General features: G+C 54.2%; 13 protein-coding genes. 6 read left to right on the top strand and 7 right to left on the bottom strand.

All coding sequences use genetic code 11. The features are described from left to right. Window positions 1–25: 25 nt before the first annotated feature. On the bottom strand, window positions 26–1063 hold the full coding sequence (locus tag IB286_RS07045; RefSeq protein ID WP_190763938.1) for a rod shape-determining protein: 1038 nt from the start codon (window positions 1061–1063) through the stop codon (window positions 26–28). A 276-nt stretch (window positions 1064–1339) separates the two neighbouring features. On the opposite strand from IB286_RS07045, the gene gatC reads away from it, so the two are divergent. Genes gatC through IB286_RS07025 form a run of 4 tightly spaced genes read left to right on the top strand, consistent with a single transcriptional unit; the run spans window position 1340 to window position 4937 of the window. After that, window positions 1340–1627, top strand: coding sequence for an Asp-tRNA(Asn)/Glu-tRNA(Gln) amidotransferase subunit GatC (gene gatC, locus IB286_RS07040; protein WP_190763936.1), 288 nt, complete (start codon window positions 1340–1342; stop codon window positions 1625–1627). Window positions 1628–1681: 54 nt separating this feature from the next. After that, on the top strand, window positions 1682–3136 hold the full coding sequence (gatA, locus tag IB286_RS07035) for an Asp-tRNA(Asn)/Glu-tRNA(Gln) amidotransferase subunit GatA (RefSeq protein ID WP_190763934.1): 1455 nt from the start codon (window positions 1682–1684) through the stop codon (window positions 3134–3136). 12 nt (window positions 3137–3148) lie between these two features. Then, entirely contained in the window at window positions 3149–4612 is a 1464-nt protein-coding gene (gene gatB / locus IB286_RS07030) for an Asp-tRNA(Asn)/Glu-tRNA(Gln) amidotransferase subunit GatB (protein ID WP_190763932.1), read from the top strand. A gap of 34 nt (window positions 4613–4646) precedes the next feature. Further along, entirely contained in the window at window positions 4647–4937 is a 291-nt protein-coding gene (locus tag IB286_RS07025) for a PA4642 family protein (RefSeq protein ID WP_190763930.1), read from the top strand. 25 nt (window positions 4938–4962) lie between these two features. Here the strand turns inward: IB286_RS07025 and smrA are convergent, their stop codons facing one another. Beyond that, window positions 4963–5547, bottom strand: coding sequence for a DNA endonuclease SmrA (smrA, locus tag IB286_RS07020; RefSeq protein ID WP_190763928.1), 585 nt, complete (start codon window positions 5545–5547; stop codon window positions 4963–4965). Here smrA and IB286_RS15785 point away from each other — a divergent pair. Beyond that, on the top strand, window positions 5546–5821 hold the full coding sequence (locus tag IB286_RS15785) for a cysteine-rich CWC family protein (RefSeq protein ID WP_398284781.1): 276 nt from the start codon (window positions 5546–5548) through the stop codon (window positions 5819–5821). The genes smrA and IB286_RS15785 overlap by 2 nt on opposite strands. Before the next feature lie 25 nt (window positions 5822–5846). Continuing rightward, window positions 5847–6611 (top strand): sulfate transporter CysZ, encoded by a 765-nt coding sequence (gene cysZ, locus IB286_RS07010; protein WP_190763924.1) that lies wholly within the window; start codon window positions 5847–5849, stop codon window positions 6609–6611. A gap of 542 nt (window positions 6612–7153) precedes the next feature. Here cysZ and rhlB read toward each other — a convergent pair. The 5 genes from rhlB to hemA form a co-directional block, all read right to left on the bottom strand. After that, window positions 7154–8512, bottom strand: a complete 1359-nt coding sequence (rhlB, locus tag IB286_RS07005) for an ATP-dependent RNA helicase RhlB (protein WP_190763922.1) — start codon at window positions 8510–8512, stop codon at window positions 7154–7156. A 75-nt stretch (window positions 8513–8587) separates the two neighbouring features. After that, window positions 8588–9334: a HesA/MoeB/ThiF family protein gene (locus tag IB286_RS07000; protein WP_190763920.1), complete on the bottom strand. Its 747-nt coding sequence runs from the start codon at window positions 9332–9334 to the stop codon at window positions 8588–8590. After that, entirely contained in the window at window positions 9331–10212 is an 882-nt protein-coding gene (prmC, locus tag IB286_RS06995; protein ID WP_223826189.1) for a peptide chain release factor N(5)-glutamine methyltransferase, read from the bottom strand. Before prmC ends, IB286_RS07000 begins: the two co-directional genes overlap by 4 nt. A gap of 2 nt (window positions 10213–10214) precedes the next feature. Next, window positions 10215–11297, bottom strand: a complete 1083-nt coding sequence (gene prfA, locus IB286_RS06990) for a peptide chain release factor 1 (protein WP_190763918.1) — start codon at window positions 11295–11297, stop codon at window positions 10215–10217. Window positions 11298–11317: 20 nt separating this feature from the next. After that, a complete protein-coding gene (gene hemA, locus IB286_RS06985; protein ID WP_190763916.1) occupies window positions 11318–12634 on the bottom strand; it encodes a glutamyl-tRNA reductase in 1317 nt (438 codons plus the stop codon). Window positions 12635–12781 lie beyond the last annotated feature (147 nt).

Genomic DNA, 12781 nt, shown 5'->3' with positions numbered 1-12781 from the left:
CCATCGGCACAGCTAGCACCCCAGCTTATTCTGCAGACAGAACGTCAAGGTGGTGACGGTCAATCATCTCCAGAGCCTTACCACCACCGCGCGCAACACAAGACAGCGGATCTTCGGCAATCACCACAGGCAGAGCACTTTCATCGGCAATCAACTGGTCGATACCACGCAATAGCGCGCCACCGCCGGTCAACACAATACCGGTTTCCGCAATATCGGCCGCCAATTCTGGTGGCGACTGCTCCAGCGCACGTTTTACGCCCTGAATAATCACTTGCAGCGGCTCTTGCAGTGCTTCAAGAATTTCATCGCTGTTCAAAGTGAAACGGCGGGGAATACCCTCGGCCAGATTGCGACCGCGCACATCAATTTCACGCAGCTCGCTGCCGGGGTAAGCACAGCCGATTTCCTGCTTGATACGCTCAGCGGTGGCATCACCGATCAGGCTGCCGTAAGTGCGGCGTACATGGGTCACAATCGCTTCGTCGAAGCGGTCACCGCCCACACGGACTGAATCGGAATACACCACGCCGTTCAGGGAGATAATGGCAATTTCTGTGGTACCACCACCGATATCCACCACCATCGAGCCAGAGGCTTCTTCTACCCGCAGGCCGGCACCAATCGCCGCCGCCATAGGCTCTTCAATCAGACGAACTTCACGAGCACCGGCGCTAAGCACGGATTCACGAATCGCACGGCGCTCAACCTGTGTGCTTTTACAGGGCACGCTGACCAATACCCGTGGGCTTGGACGAATCAGGCTGTTTTGGTGAACCAGCTTAATAAAATGCTGCAGCATTTTTTCGGTAACTTGGAAGTCAGCAATAACGCCGTCTTTCAATGGACGGATCGCGGTGATATTGCCGGGAGTACGACCCAGCATACGCTTGGCTTCGATACCTACCGCTTCAATCGCTTTTTGACCGTTGTGTACCCGGATGGCCACCACCGACGGCTCATCGAGCACAATGCCCTGACCACGGACATAAATAAGAGTGTTGGCTGTTCCTAAGTCGATCGATAGATCATTGGAGAACAGGCCACGAATTCGTTTAAACATGTGTGATTATCACCTTATTGGAATCCATTCCGAATAAAAACAGAGGAGCAAACACCGCGCACTGCGGGAATTGCCACGGCTGGCGCCGAACTTTAAAACGTTGCAACTCTATCAACGGCGGGGATTCAGGGCAAGGCACAAATATGATAAGTTTAGCGGCTTTACCCGGTTGACCGGCTGTACCCGAAAAATGCCGACTTTCCGAACCCGAGCTGCTATGAAAATAGCCAAATCGCAAACCAGCTTTGTACTGGTTTACCCCCCGACAGGTGGACAATGAGCTTAGACCAAAACGACATTGCCAAACTGGCCCGTTTGGCACGGATTCGCATTGAACCCGAAAGCGTTGCCGATTTGCAGCAACGCCTTGGCGATATTCTGAATATGGTAGATACCATGCAGGCCGTAGATACCACTGGTGTCGACCCAATGGCCAACCCCTACGATGCTTTCCAGCGCTTGCGCGCCGATGAAGTGACTGAGACCGATCAGCGCGAGAAGTTTCAGGCGATTGCGCCCAGCACCGAAGACGGCCTGTATCTGGTTCCTAAAGTTATCGACTAAACGTTATCGACTGAGCCCCAGCCCAGCGAAAAGTTAAAATACGAGTTTCAAACCATGCCCAGCTATACCGTTGCAGAGATTCTGCAAAAACTGGAAAGCCGCGAATGCTCCAGTGAAGAAATCACCCAGAGCTATCTGGATGCGATTGCCAAACAGGATGGCACCATCAACAGCTACATCACCGTGACCGCCGAACAGGCACTCGCCCAAGCCCGCGCCGCCGATGAGCTGCGCGCCAAAGGCGATGCGCCAGCCTTGTGCGGTCTGCCAATTGCCCATAAAGACATTTTTTGTACCGACGGCATTCGCACCTCCTGCGCCTCCAAGATGCTGGATAATTTTATTGCGCCCTATAACGCCACCGTGGTTGAAAAACTGGCGGCAGCCGGCGTGGTAACGCTGGGCAAAACCAATCTCGATGAATTCGCCATGGGCTCGTCTAACGAAACCAGTTTCTACGGCCCAGTGCGCAACCCTTGGGACATAAACTGTGTTCCCGGCGGTTCATCCGGTGGCTCTGCTGCCGCAGTTGCAGCTGGCTTGGCGCCCATTGCCACCGGCACCGATACTGGCGGTTCTATCCGCCAGCCCGCCGCGCTATGTGGCCTGACCGGCCTGAAACCCAGCTATGGCCGGGTCTCTCGCTACGGCATGATCGCCTTTGCCTCCAGCCTCGATCAGGGCGGCCCCATTGCCCGCACCGCTGAAGACGCCGCCATTATGATGCAAGCCATGGCCGGCTTTGATCTGCGCGACAGCACCAGTATGGATGTACCGGTGCCGGATTATCGCGCAGCGCTGAACAACGATATAAAAGGCAAGAAAATCGGCGTACCCAAGGAATACTTCAGCGCCGGCCTGCACCCGGATATCGCCGCTGCGGTGCAAACCGCCTTGGCCGAATACCAAAAGCTCGGCGCCGAATTGGTGGAAATCAGCCTGCCGCACACCGAGCTGGCCGTACCCTGTTATTACGTGATTGCCCCAGCGGAAGCGTCCACCAATCTGTCGCGCTATGACGGCGTGCGCTACGGCTACCGCTGTGAAGATCCGCAAGACCTCGACGATCTTTACACCCGCACCCGCGAAGAAGGTTTTGGCGAAGAGGTTAAGCGCCGCATTATGGTCGGCACCTACGCCCTGTCTGCCGGTTTCTACGATGCTTACTATCGCAAGGCTCAGCAAATCCGCCGCCTGATTCGCAATGACTTTGTCGAAGCCTTCAAGCAGGTTGATTTTATCGCTGGCCCCACCGCGCCCAACCCGGCGTTTGCGCTGGGCGAAAAAGCCAACGACCCGGTCACCATGTACTTGGAAGATATCTACACCATCTCCGTCAATTTGGCGGGCCTACCCGCCATTTCACTGCCTGCGGGCTTTAGCAATGGCAAGCCCGTGAGTTTGCAGCTTATTGGCCGCGATTTTGACGAAGCCGGCTTACTTGCCGCCGCCCACCAATACCAACAAATCAGTGACTGGCACCGCCAGATTGCGCCCCACGCGGTATAAAGGAGAGACGCAATGGAATGGGAAACCGTGATCGGCCTGGAAGTCCACGTCCAGCTGAATACCCAATCAAAAATATTTTCAGGTGCCAGCACCGCCTTCGGCTCTGCACCCAACACCCAAGCCTGTGCCGTTGATCTGGCGCTGCCCGGCACTCTGCCAGTACTCAATGAGCAGGCGCTAAAAGACGCCATTCTGTTTGGCCTCGCAATTGATGCTGAGATTTGCCAAGCCTCAGTGTTTGAGCGCAAAAACTACTTCTACCCCGATCTGCCCAAGGGTTATCAAACCAGCCAGATGGATGCCCCTATTGTTGGCGCAGGCGTAGTTGAAATCAGTTTGGAAGATGGCAGCACTCGGCAAATTCGCGTTCACCACGCCCACCTTGAAGAAGATGCGGGCAAATCGCTGCACGAAGCGAACTTTGAACACCACGGACAAGGCCAGTCCGGCATCGACCTAAACCGTGCCGGCACCCCGCTGATTGAAATTGTGTCCGAACCGGATATGCGCAGCGCCGAAGAAGCCGTGGCCTATTTGCGCAAACTACACTCCATCATCACCTATCTGGGCATTTCCGATGGCGATATGTCTCAGGGCTCTATGCGCTGCGACGCCAACGTTTCCGTGCGCTTTAAAGGCGAAGAGCAATACGGCACCCGCGCCGAGATTAAAAACATCAACTCCTTCCGCTTTGTCGACCGCGCCATCAAAGTTGAGGCCCAGCGCCAAATTGATGTACTGGAAGATGGCGGCAAAATCGTGCAGGAGACCCGCCTGTACGACAGCGACAAGAACGAAACCCGCTCCATGCGCAGCAAGGAAGAAGCCAACGACTACCGCTACTTCCCCTGCCCCGACCTACTGCCGGTCAAAATTGAAAGCAGCCTGATCGAGCAACTTCGCACGCAATTGCCAGAACTGCCCGATGCCAAACGCCAGCGCTTTGAATCGGAATACGGACTTTCCGCCTACGATGCCGGCCTGCTCACTGGCGAACGCGCCATTGCCGACTACTTTGAAGACGTCGCCAAATTAAGTGGCGATGCCAAGCTGGCCGCCAACTGGGTCAACGGCGAACTTTCCGCCGCGTTAAACAAAGAAGATATGAACATTGCCGCCAGCCCGGTTAGCGCCGAGCAATTGGGCGGTCTGATTCAACGCATCCGCGACAACACCATCTCCGGCAAAATTGCCAAGCAGGTGTTCGAAGGTTTGTGGAATAAAGAAGCCGACAGCGCCGATGCCTATATCGATGCCAAGGGGCTAAAACAGGTTTCCGACACCGGCGCGCTGGAAGCGATGGTCGATGAAGTTATCGCCAATAACCCCGAACAAGTTGAGCAGTACCGCGCCGCCGATGACGGCAAGCGCAAAAAACTGATCGGCTTCTTTGTCGGCCAAATCATGAAAGTATCAAAGGGCCAAGCCAACCCCGGCATGGTCAATAAATTATTAAATGAAAAACTGGGCGGCTAAAATTTTGTAAGCCGCCCCTTAAAAGGGATCAGACATGAAAAAAGACAAGCAAAAAGTATTGGATGAGGTGTGGGACGAGTCTCGCATCGAGAGCTTTTTAGAGCTGCAACCAGCCGATGCCTGCGACGCGGATTTCTACCGCCTGCAAAAAGCCTATCAAGGTATGCGCGCCGATGATTTTGCGGTGTTTTTGGGGCTGTTCGCCAAGGGCAATCACAATATCAATGCCACTGACCTGAATGGCCGCAGCCTACTGAGCTATGTAAAAGAACACAAAAGTGCCGGCGATTACGCCGCTGCGCTGCAACAACACGGCGCCTGCTAAGACGCCGCTCGCGCTCAAGGCCGGGTTAAGGATTAACTCGGCCGCGAGACATACGGTCGCGGTTTTCCTGCTTTTTACGCTCGCTTTTCTTCAGCATCACATACACTGCGCCAGCGCCACCATGTTGCGGCTGCGCGCTGCAATAGGCCTGCACCTCGGCAATTTGCGGCAGCCAGTGATTGAGGTGAGACTTAAGCACCGACGTTCCCGACTTACTGTTATGACCCCGGCCATGAACAATAATCAGACTGCGAAGATCTAAGGCCATGGCCTCGCGGATAAATTCAAACACCTGCTGACGCGCCTGTTCTACCGTCATTTTATGCAAATCCAAACGCGCCTCGGCGGGATAGCGGCCCTGCTTTAGCTTGCGAAAAACACCGTGCTGAATTCCTTCGCGCTGGAACTCCAATAGCGTAAAACCATCCAGCATCTGCACTTCATTTTCTGCCAGAAAATTAATCCGCGCACGGGTTGCCACCGCCGCTTCGCGGCGCGCTTCAAGTGCCTTGGCATCGGCCACCGATTTCTTAAGCGCCACACGAAGCTCAGACTGCAATGGCTTAACACCGGACATTTCCTCGGCAAATAACTGCTCTTCCTCGGTCATGACTCCTCCGGCTGACGACAATGAAACAAAACGTTATTATCCAACGATGACGAAAGATAATTCAAACACTGACTACTGCCCGCTCTGTAGCAAGCCAAACAACTGCGCGATTGCAGCAGGGCAAGCCGCTGAAAGCTGCTGGTGCATGAGCGCCACCCTTAATCCAGCCGTGTTAAAAACCCTAGCCGCTCAAGAACGCCATAAACGCTGCGTTTGCCAAAGCTGCGGAACTCAAACCAATAAGCCGGGTTCTGAACTATTCTACGAATGCTAAACCGAATCCGTTTAGGAACAATGCAATGAACCACACCCCCAACCCCAGCGCCCCACTCTCCGGGCCACAATATTTTTTTCGCGGGTTTAGCCTGTTGAAACTGCCGGGCATTCGGCTGTTTGTCATTCTGCCGCTGCTGGTAAACACCATTATTCTAGGCGGCCTAAGCTATCTCAGCCTGAGCTGGATCGGTAGCTGGATAAACAAAATCATCAACTGGCTACCCGAATGGCTAGGATTTCTTAGCTGGCTGCTATGGCCCCTCGCGGTGATCTTGGTACTGGCCATCATCATGTACATCTTCAGCAGCATCGCCAACCTGATCGCCGCCCCGTTTAACGGCCTACTGGCAGAAAAACTGGAAGAACACCTCACCGGCAAAGAAGTGACCGCCAGAGAAACCATTGGCCAAGCCATTGCCAGCTTCCCCCGCAGTATCGGACGCGAATTCAGCAAACTCGGCTACTACCTCATCTTCGCCCTGCTCACACTCATCGCCAGTTTTATTATCTCCCCTGCTGCCCCCATCCTCTGGTTCTGCCTCAACGCTTGGATGATGGCAGTGGAATACTGCGACTACCCGATGGACAACCACAAACTCAGCTTTAAAGAAGCGCGCTCGCGGATAGGTGGGCAACGCGCTACCAGCTTTAGCTTTGGCGCACTGGTGATGCTGGGCACTATGGTGCCGATATTGAACTTGTTTGTGATGCCTGCGGCTGTGAGTGGTGGGACACTGATGTGGGTTGAGCGGTTGAAGAAAACCGACCCGTTGAAGATGGGGTCCTAAGCGGAGCGGCTTTTAGCCCTAAGCGGACGAGCTTAGAAAGATTTTTGTCCCGGTGGGACGACTTATAAAAGGTTTCGCCCTTCTTGGGCGACTTCATTTTCTTTTAAAAGAAAACGAAGCAAAAGAAACTTTCCCCGCTCACTCGGCCTACGGCTACCCTCACTTCTTAAAATTCAATGAAATGCTGCGGAACTCGACCTTCACTGCGTTTCGGTCTCAAACAGTCCTCGCAAAATCCTTTCATTGAATTTCTACGATGTTCGGCGAGTTCGGACGGGGTTTGGGGTGGCACCGATCACCCCCTTCAGGGCCGTCGAGCACTGAAGAATCTGAACGGAAATATCGCGAGGACTGTTTGAGGCCAAAGGCCGAGTTCCGCAGCGCCCGTTCAGGTTCAAAGCGCGCAGAGTACCGATGGCGCTGTTTGCCATCGGCGGCAATGCGGGGCGTGTTTTCTTGCTTACTTCTTTTTCACGAAAAAAGAAGTAAGTCGCCCAAGAAGGGCGAAACCATTCTAAGACCGTCCGCTCAGGACAAAAATCCTACCCCAATAGGGCTTCCGGCGGCTGCTCACACGGCAATTTCATGCCGAGTTCAGCCTCTATCGCCGGTAGCAAGAAGGCATCATCCTCACAGGCAAAGCTGATGGAGGTGCCCGTTGCACCGGCGCGACCGGTACGCCCAATGCGGTGTACGTAGTCTTCGGGTTCTTCCGGCAGAGTGTAGTTCACCACGTGGCTGATGCCGTCAACGTGAATACCACGGCCCGCAACGTCGGTCGCAACCAAGCAGGTGATTTTACCGTCTTTAAAGTCCTGCAAGGTGCGGGTGCGTTTGTTCTGCGGAATCTCGCCAGAGAGAATGCCACATTTCACGCCGGCCTTGGTCAATCGCTCGTGCAAACGACGGGTTTCATCGCGGCGATTGGCAAAGATAATAATGCTGACCACATCGGGCTGGCGCACGATATTGCGCAGTACTTTGAATTTGTCGCTGGATTCAACCAGATAGATTTTCTGGTCAACGGTATCGGTGGCGACACGTTCCGGCTCAATTTCTACCCGCACCGGCTCGTGGGTCCACTGTTCGGTCAGGCGAATAATATCTTCGGTAAAGGTGGCGCTGAACAGCAGGGTCTGGCGGTGGGTTTTGCGCGGAGTGAGTCGCACAATGCGCTTCACTTGGGGGATAAAGCCCATATCCAGCATGCGGTCGGCTTCGTCGATAACCAGAATTTCAACCTGATCCAGATACAGGTCGCCGCGGCCGGTGAAATCCAGTAGACGCCCCGGTGTAGCAACCACGATATCCACTAGGCCTTCAGCGAGACGATCAAGCTGCTTTTGGTAATCCATACCGCCAATCAGGCTGACCACTTTAAGTCCGGTGTGACGCCCTAGTTCTTTGGCATCATCCGCAATTTGCGCGACCAGTTCGCGGGTTGGTGCAATCACCAGTGCGCGGGGCTCGCCGACAAAACGTTCGGTTTCAACCGGGTTTAGCAGTAGGTCGTTAAAAATTGTAATCAAGAACGCGGCGGTTTTGCCGGTACCGGTCTGGGCCTTACCAATAACATCATTGCCGCGCAGGGTATGGGGCAGCGCTGCAGCTTGAATTGGCGAGCAGTATTGAAAGCCGCTGTCAGCAATACCGTGCATCAAGGTCAGGTCTAGGCCGAGATCATGAAAACGGGTTTTGCCCTCTTGCTCAGCCACTTGGAACTGATTTAGCGACCAGCTTGGCTTTGGCGGCTCCGCTTTTTTCGAAGAGGAAGGACGCTGCTTTTTAGGCTTGGCTGCCGTATTCTTGGAATCAGCAGAATGCTCTACCTCTGATTTTTCAGGGGCAGACGAGGTGTGGTCGGCTTTTTTGCCGCGCGGTTGAAACAACTTGTTTAACAAAACGAAGGATTCTCAGCTGATCGAAAAAGCGGCATTCTAGCACTATTCGGCGATCAGATGAGACAGCCGTATTTTTCAGTGTTGGCTACAGACCAGACATGCCGGGTCCTTGGCCAATTTGAGTTGTCGAATGTCCATGGTTTTGGCATCGACAATCAGTAAGCGTCCGACCAGCGGCTGGCCAAATCCCGCAAGACATTTAATGGCTTCCAGCGCCTGCATACTGCCGATCATACCCACCAGCGGCGCCAATACGCCGCTATTGGCACAATCGAGCCGAAGATCATTACTTTCTTCATAAAGGCAGCGATAACAAGGGCTGTCTGACTTGCGAAAATCAAACACACTGAGCTGTCCCTCCAGTGCGATTGCCGCCCCCGACACCAGTGGTTTTCCCTGTTCAAAACAGGCTTTATTCAGGGCGAAACGGGTTTTGAAATTATCGCTGGCATCCACCACTAAGTCGGCCGCCGCAACTGCTTGTGCAAGTGCCTCACCCTCCAGCCGAAGGGCATCTGCCACCACCTGAACATCGGAATTTAATCGAGCGGCACTGCTGGCCGCCGAGTCTACTTTGGCGCGGCCTATATCTTCGGTGCCGTGGGCAATTTGGCGCTGGAGATTGCTTAACTCAACCAGATCATCATCCACCAAATGCAAACAACCGACACCAGCGGCCGCGAGATACAGCGCCACCGGGCTGCCCAAACCGCCCAGACCGACAATCAGCACCCGGCTATCAAGCAAGGCTTGCTGACCGTCGACATCCAGCTCCGGCAGTAAAATATGGCGGCTATAGCGCAGTAGCTGCTCGTCTTTCATTGTTCTTTCACTCCCGAACCGGGCTGCCAAACACCTTTGCTCACCCGTGGATTTCCCGCGTAATCGTCAAAACAGGCGATCTCAACAAAACCTCTATTTTGAAGCAGTTTGGCAACGGGCTCGGCCTGCTGATAACCGTGCTCTAGCAATAATGCCGCCCCCGGTTTTAAAAAGCTCGGCGCGGCATTAATAATCTGCGCCAAATCAGCCAAACCATTATCCGCTGCCACGAGTGCCGAATGTGGCTCAAAGCGCACATCGCCTTGCTCAAGATGCGGATCGTCTTGTGCAATATAGGGCGGATTGCTAACGATGAGATCAAACGTTTGACGGGAAATGTTATCGAACCAATTTGATTGCTCAAATCGCAGGTTTTGCAGGCCGAGTTTTTTCGCATTTCCCGCAGCCAGCGCAACGGCTTCTGCCTGTAGATCAACACCCAACACCGACCAAGCTGGCAGCTCGCTTGCCAGCGCCAATGCGATGGCGCCGGTTCCCGTCCCCAAATCCAGAATAGCACCCGGCACGGCGGGAATAAGTTTCAGAGCCTGTTCAACCAAACATTCGGTATCTGGCCGGGGAATAAGGGTGCTGTTATTAACATCAAGAGGCAGTGACCAGAATTCCCGTTCACCCAATATATGCGCAATGGGCTCACCGCGCTCGCGGCGGGTAAAAAGGGCGGCAAACTCGGCAAACTGCTCGTCGCTCAGGCGTTTTTCTGGCCAACTGTAAAGATAGCTGCGGGGCTTTTGCAGGCAATGGCAAAGTAACAGGGCAACATCCAAGTCGGGGCTATCGCTTTCACTCAGACGTGATCGCCACGCCATAAGCTCCGCAATACTCGCCGCTGCACTGCCCTCCCCCGAGTCGGACATTATTATTCCGCCATCGCGGCCAGCAGATCCGCCTGATATTCCTGACGCAAAGGCAAGACCACTTGATCCACATCGCCCTGCACAAATTCCTCTAATTTATAGAGGGTGAGATTAATGCGGTGATCGGTCACGCGGCCCTGAGGAAAGTTATAGGTGCGGATACGCTCGGAGCGGTCGCCACTGCCGACCAAATTGCGTCGAGTAGTCGCCTGTTCCTGCTGCTGGGCACTGGTTTGCGCATCATTTATTCGCGCAGCCAGCAAAGACATCGCTCGCGCCCGGTTCTTATGTTGTGAGCGCTCATCCTGACACTCCACCACAATACCGGTTGGGATATGGGTTATGCGCACCGCCGAATCGGTTTTGTTAACGTGCTGACCACCGGCGCCGCTGGCGCGGAAAGTGTCTATGCGCAAATCGCCTTTATTAATTTCGATGTCGTCCTGCTCTTCCGGCTCGGGCATAACCGCCACGGTACACGCCGAGGTATGAATGCGCCCTTGGGATTCGGTTTCTGGCACCCGCTGCACACGGTGAGCGCCAGACTCAAATTTCAAATGGCCGTAAACATCGCTACCGGCAACGCGACTAATAATTTCCTTATAGCCACCGTGCTCTCCTTGACGCTCGCTAAGCACTTCAACCCGCCAGCCTTTGTTCTCGGCATAGCGGGAATACATGCGAAAGAGATCACCGGCAAAAATTGCGGCTTCATCGCCGCCGGTGCCTGCGCGAATTTCCAAAAAGATATTGTGCGAATCATTGGGATCGCGAGGCAACATCAAGGTCTGCAATTCACCCTCAAGGTCTAGCAGCTTATCTTGGCCCTCACGAATTTCTTCTTCCGCCATGGCGCGCATATCGGCGTCGTCTTCTTCCAGCATGGCTTTGGCATCAATCAAATCCTGCTGCTGTTGCTGGTAGCGCCCAAAGCACTGAACAACTTCTTCCAGCTCGGCATATTCTTTAGAGAGCTGACGAAATTTTTCCTGATTGGAAATAATTTCGGCGTCACTCAGCAGGGCCGCAATTTCTTCATAGCGATCACTCAAACTATCCAGTTTGGTAAGCAGGGAGGGTTTCATTTAGCCTCGTAATACTCGTGTTATAGGTCTTGGTCGGAGGCGTCATCGGCGTGACCCTCATCCAAGGCAGCGCCCGGCACGGGCAGTTGATACAGATCTCGCACCCAGGCGAGCATGTCATTACGACCTTCGGCACCCGCCAATTTTATTTGGGTTGTGGGGGTATGAAGTAATTTATTGGTTAGGCCGCGCGCCAATTTTTCCAGCACCACATCCGCGGGCTCGCCCCTTTCAAGCAAGCGTTTGGCGCGCTCCAACTCACCATCTCGCAAGTCTTCGGCCTGCGAACGAAATTCTTTGACGATATCTACCGCACCGCGACTACGCAGATGCTGCTGCCATTCGTCCAGTGATTCAATGATGATCTTATCGGCTTTGCGCGCTTCATCCTGCCGGGCGCGCTTGTTTTCGTCCACAATGCCTTTCAGGTCATCGACACTGTAAAGATAGACATCGCGCAGCTCAGCCACCTGCGGCTCAATATCCCGAGGAACGGCAATATCCACCATTACCATAGGCCGGTGCTTGCGCTTTTTCAGCGCTGCTTCAACCGCCCCTTTACCCAAGATGGGCAACTGGCTCGCAGTGGAGGCAACCAGCACATCGGCCTCGGCCAGGCACTGGGGAATATCGGAGAGCAGCACGGCTTCCGCATTAAACTGCTCGGCCAGATCGCGAGCGCGCTGCAAGGTACGGTTGGCAATAATGATGCGGCGCACGCCTTTTTCATGCAGGTGTTTGGCAACCAGTTCAATTGTCTCGCCAGCGCCAACCAAAAGCGCCGTACATTTACGCAAATCTGAAAATACGTGCTGGGTAAGGCTGACCGCCGCATAGGCAACCGAGACCGGATTTTCGCCAATCGCGGTATCGGTGCGAATTTTTTTCGCCACTGAAAAAACATGGGAAAACACTTGGTGTAAGGCACTGCTAATAGTGCCCGCCTCTTGGGCAACCGCAAAGGCAGATTTCATCTGACCCAAAATCTGCGGCTCGCCAAGCACCATGGAATCCAAGCCCGCCGCCACTTCCATCATATGTTGCAGCGCGTCGCGACCGAGATAGTGATAGCTGTGATCCGCTAATTGCTGATGATCGACATGGTGGTAATTGGCCAGCCACTCCAATAAGCGCTCAGCGCCATCATCCATACCGGTTTCAGCTAGGCCATACACTTCCGTGCGATTGCAGGTAGAGAGAATTGTCACCTCACCCACACCGGCCGCAAGAGCCGCATCCTGCAATGCCGACTGCATTTGCTCGGGCACAAACGCCACCCGCTCGCGGAGTGCGAGTGGTGCCGAGGTGTGGTTAATTCCGATTACAAGCAGATTCATGCAAACACATCAGTTACTGTCCGGAGGTCATTTCCGAACGGGCAAACGCGGCTTTGGCGTTACCAGAGTCAAAATAAGCACGGGATTTTATCAAGAAGGCGTACAAAAGTGGATGCCAAACCGCCGACAGTAGTTCACGACCTCAAC

Origin of the sequence: Spongiibacter pelagi (genome assembly GCF_014705705.1) — a bacterium.
GTDB lineage: Bacteria > Pseudomonadota > Gammaproteobacteria > Pseudomonadales > Spongiibacteraceae > Spongiibacter > Spongiibacter pelagi.
The sequence above is the reverse complement of the archived record's forward strand: the minus strand, read 5'-3'. Positions and strand labels throughout refer to the sequence as shown.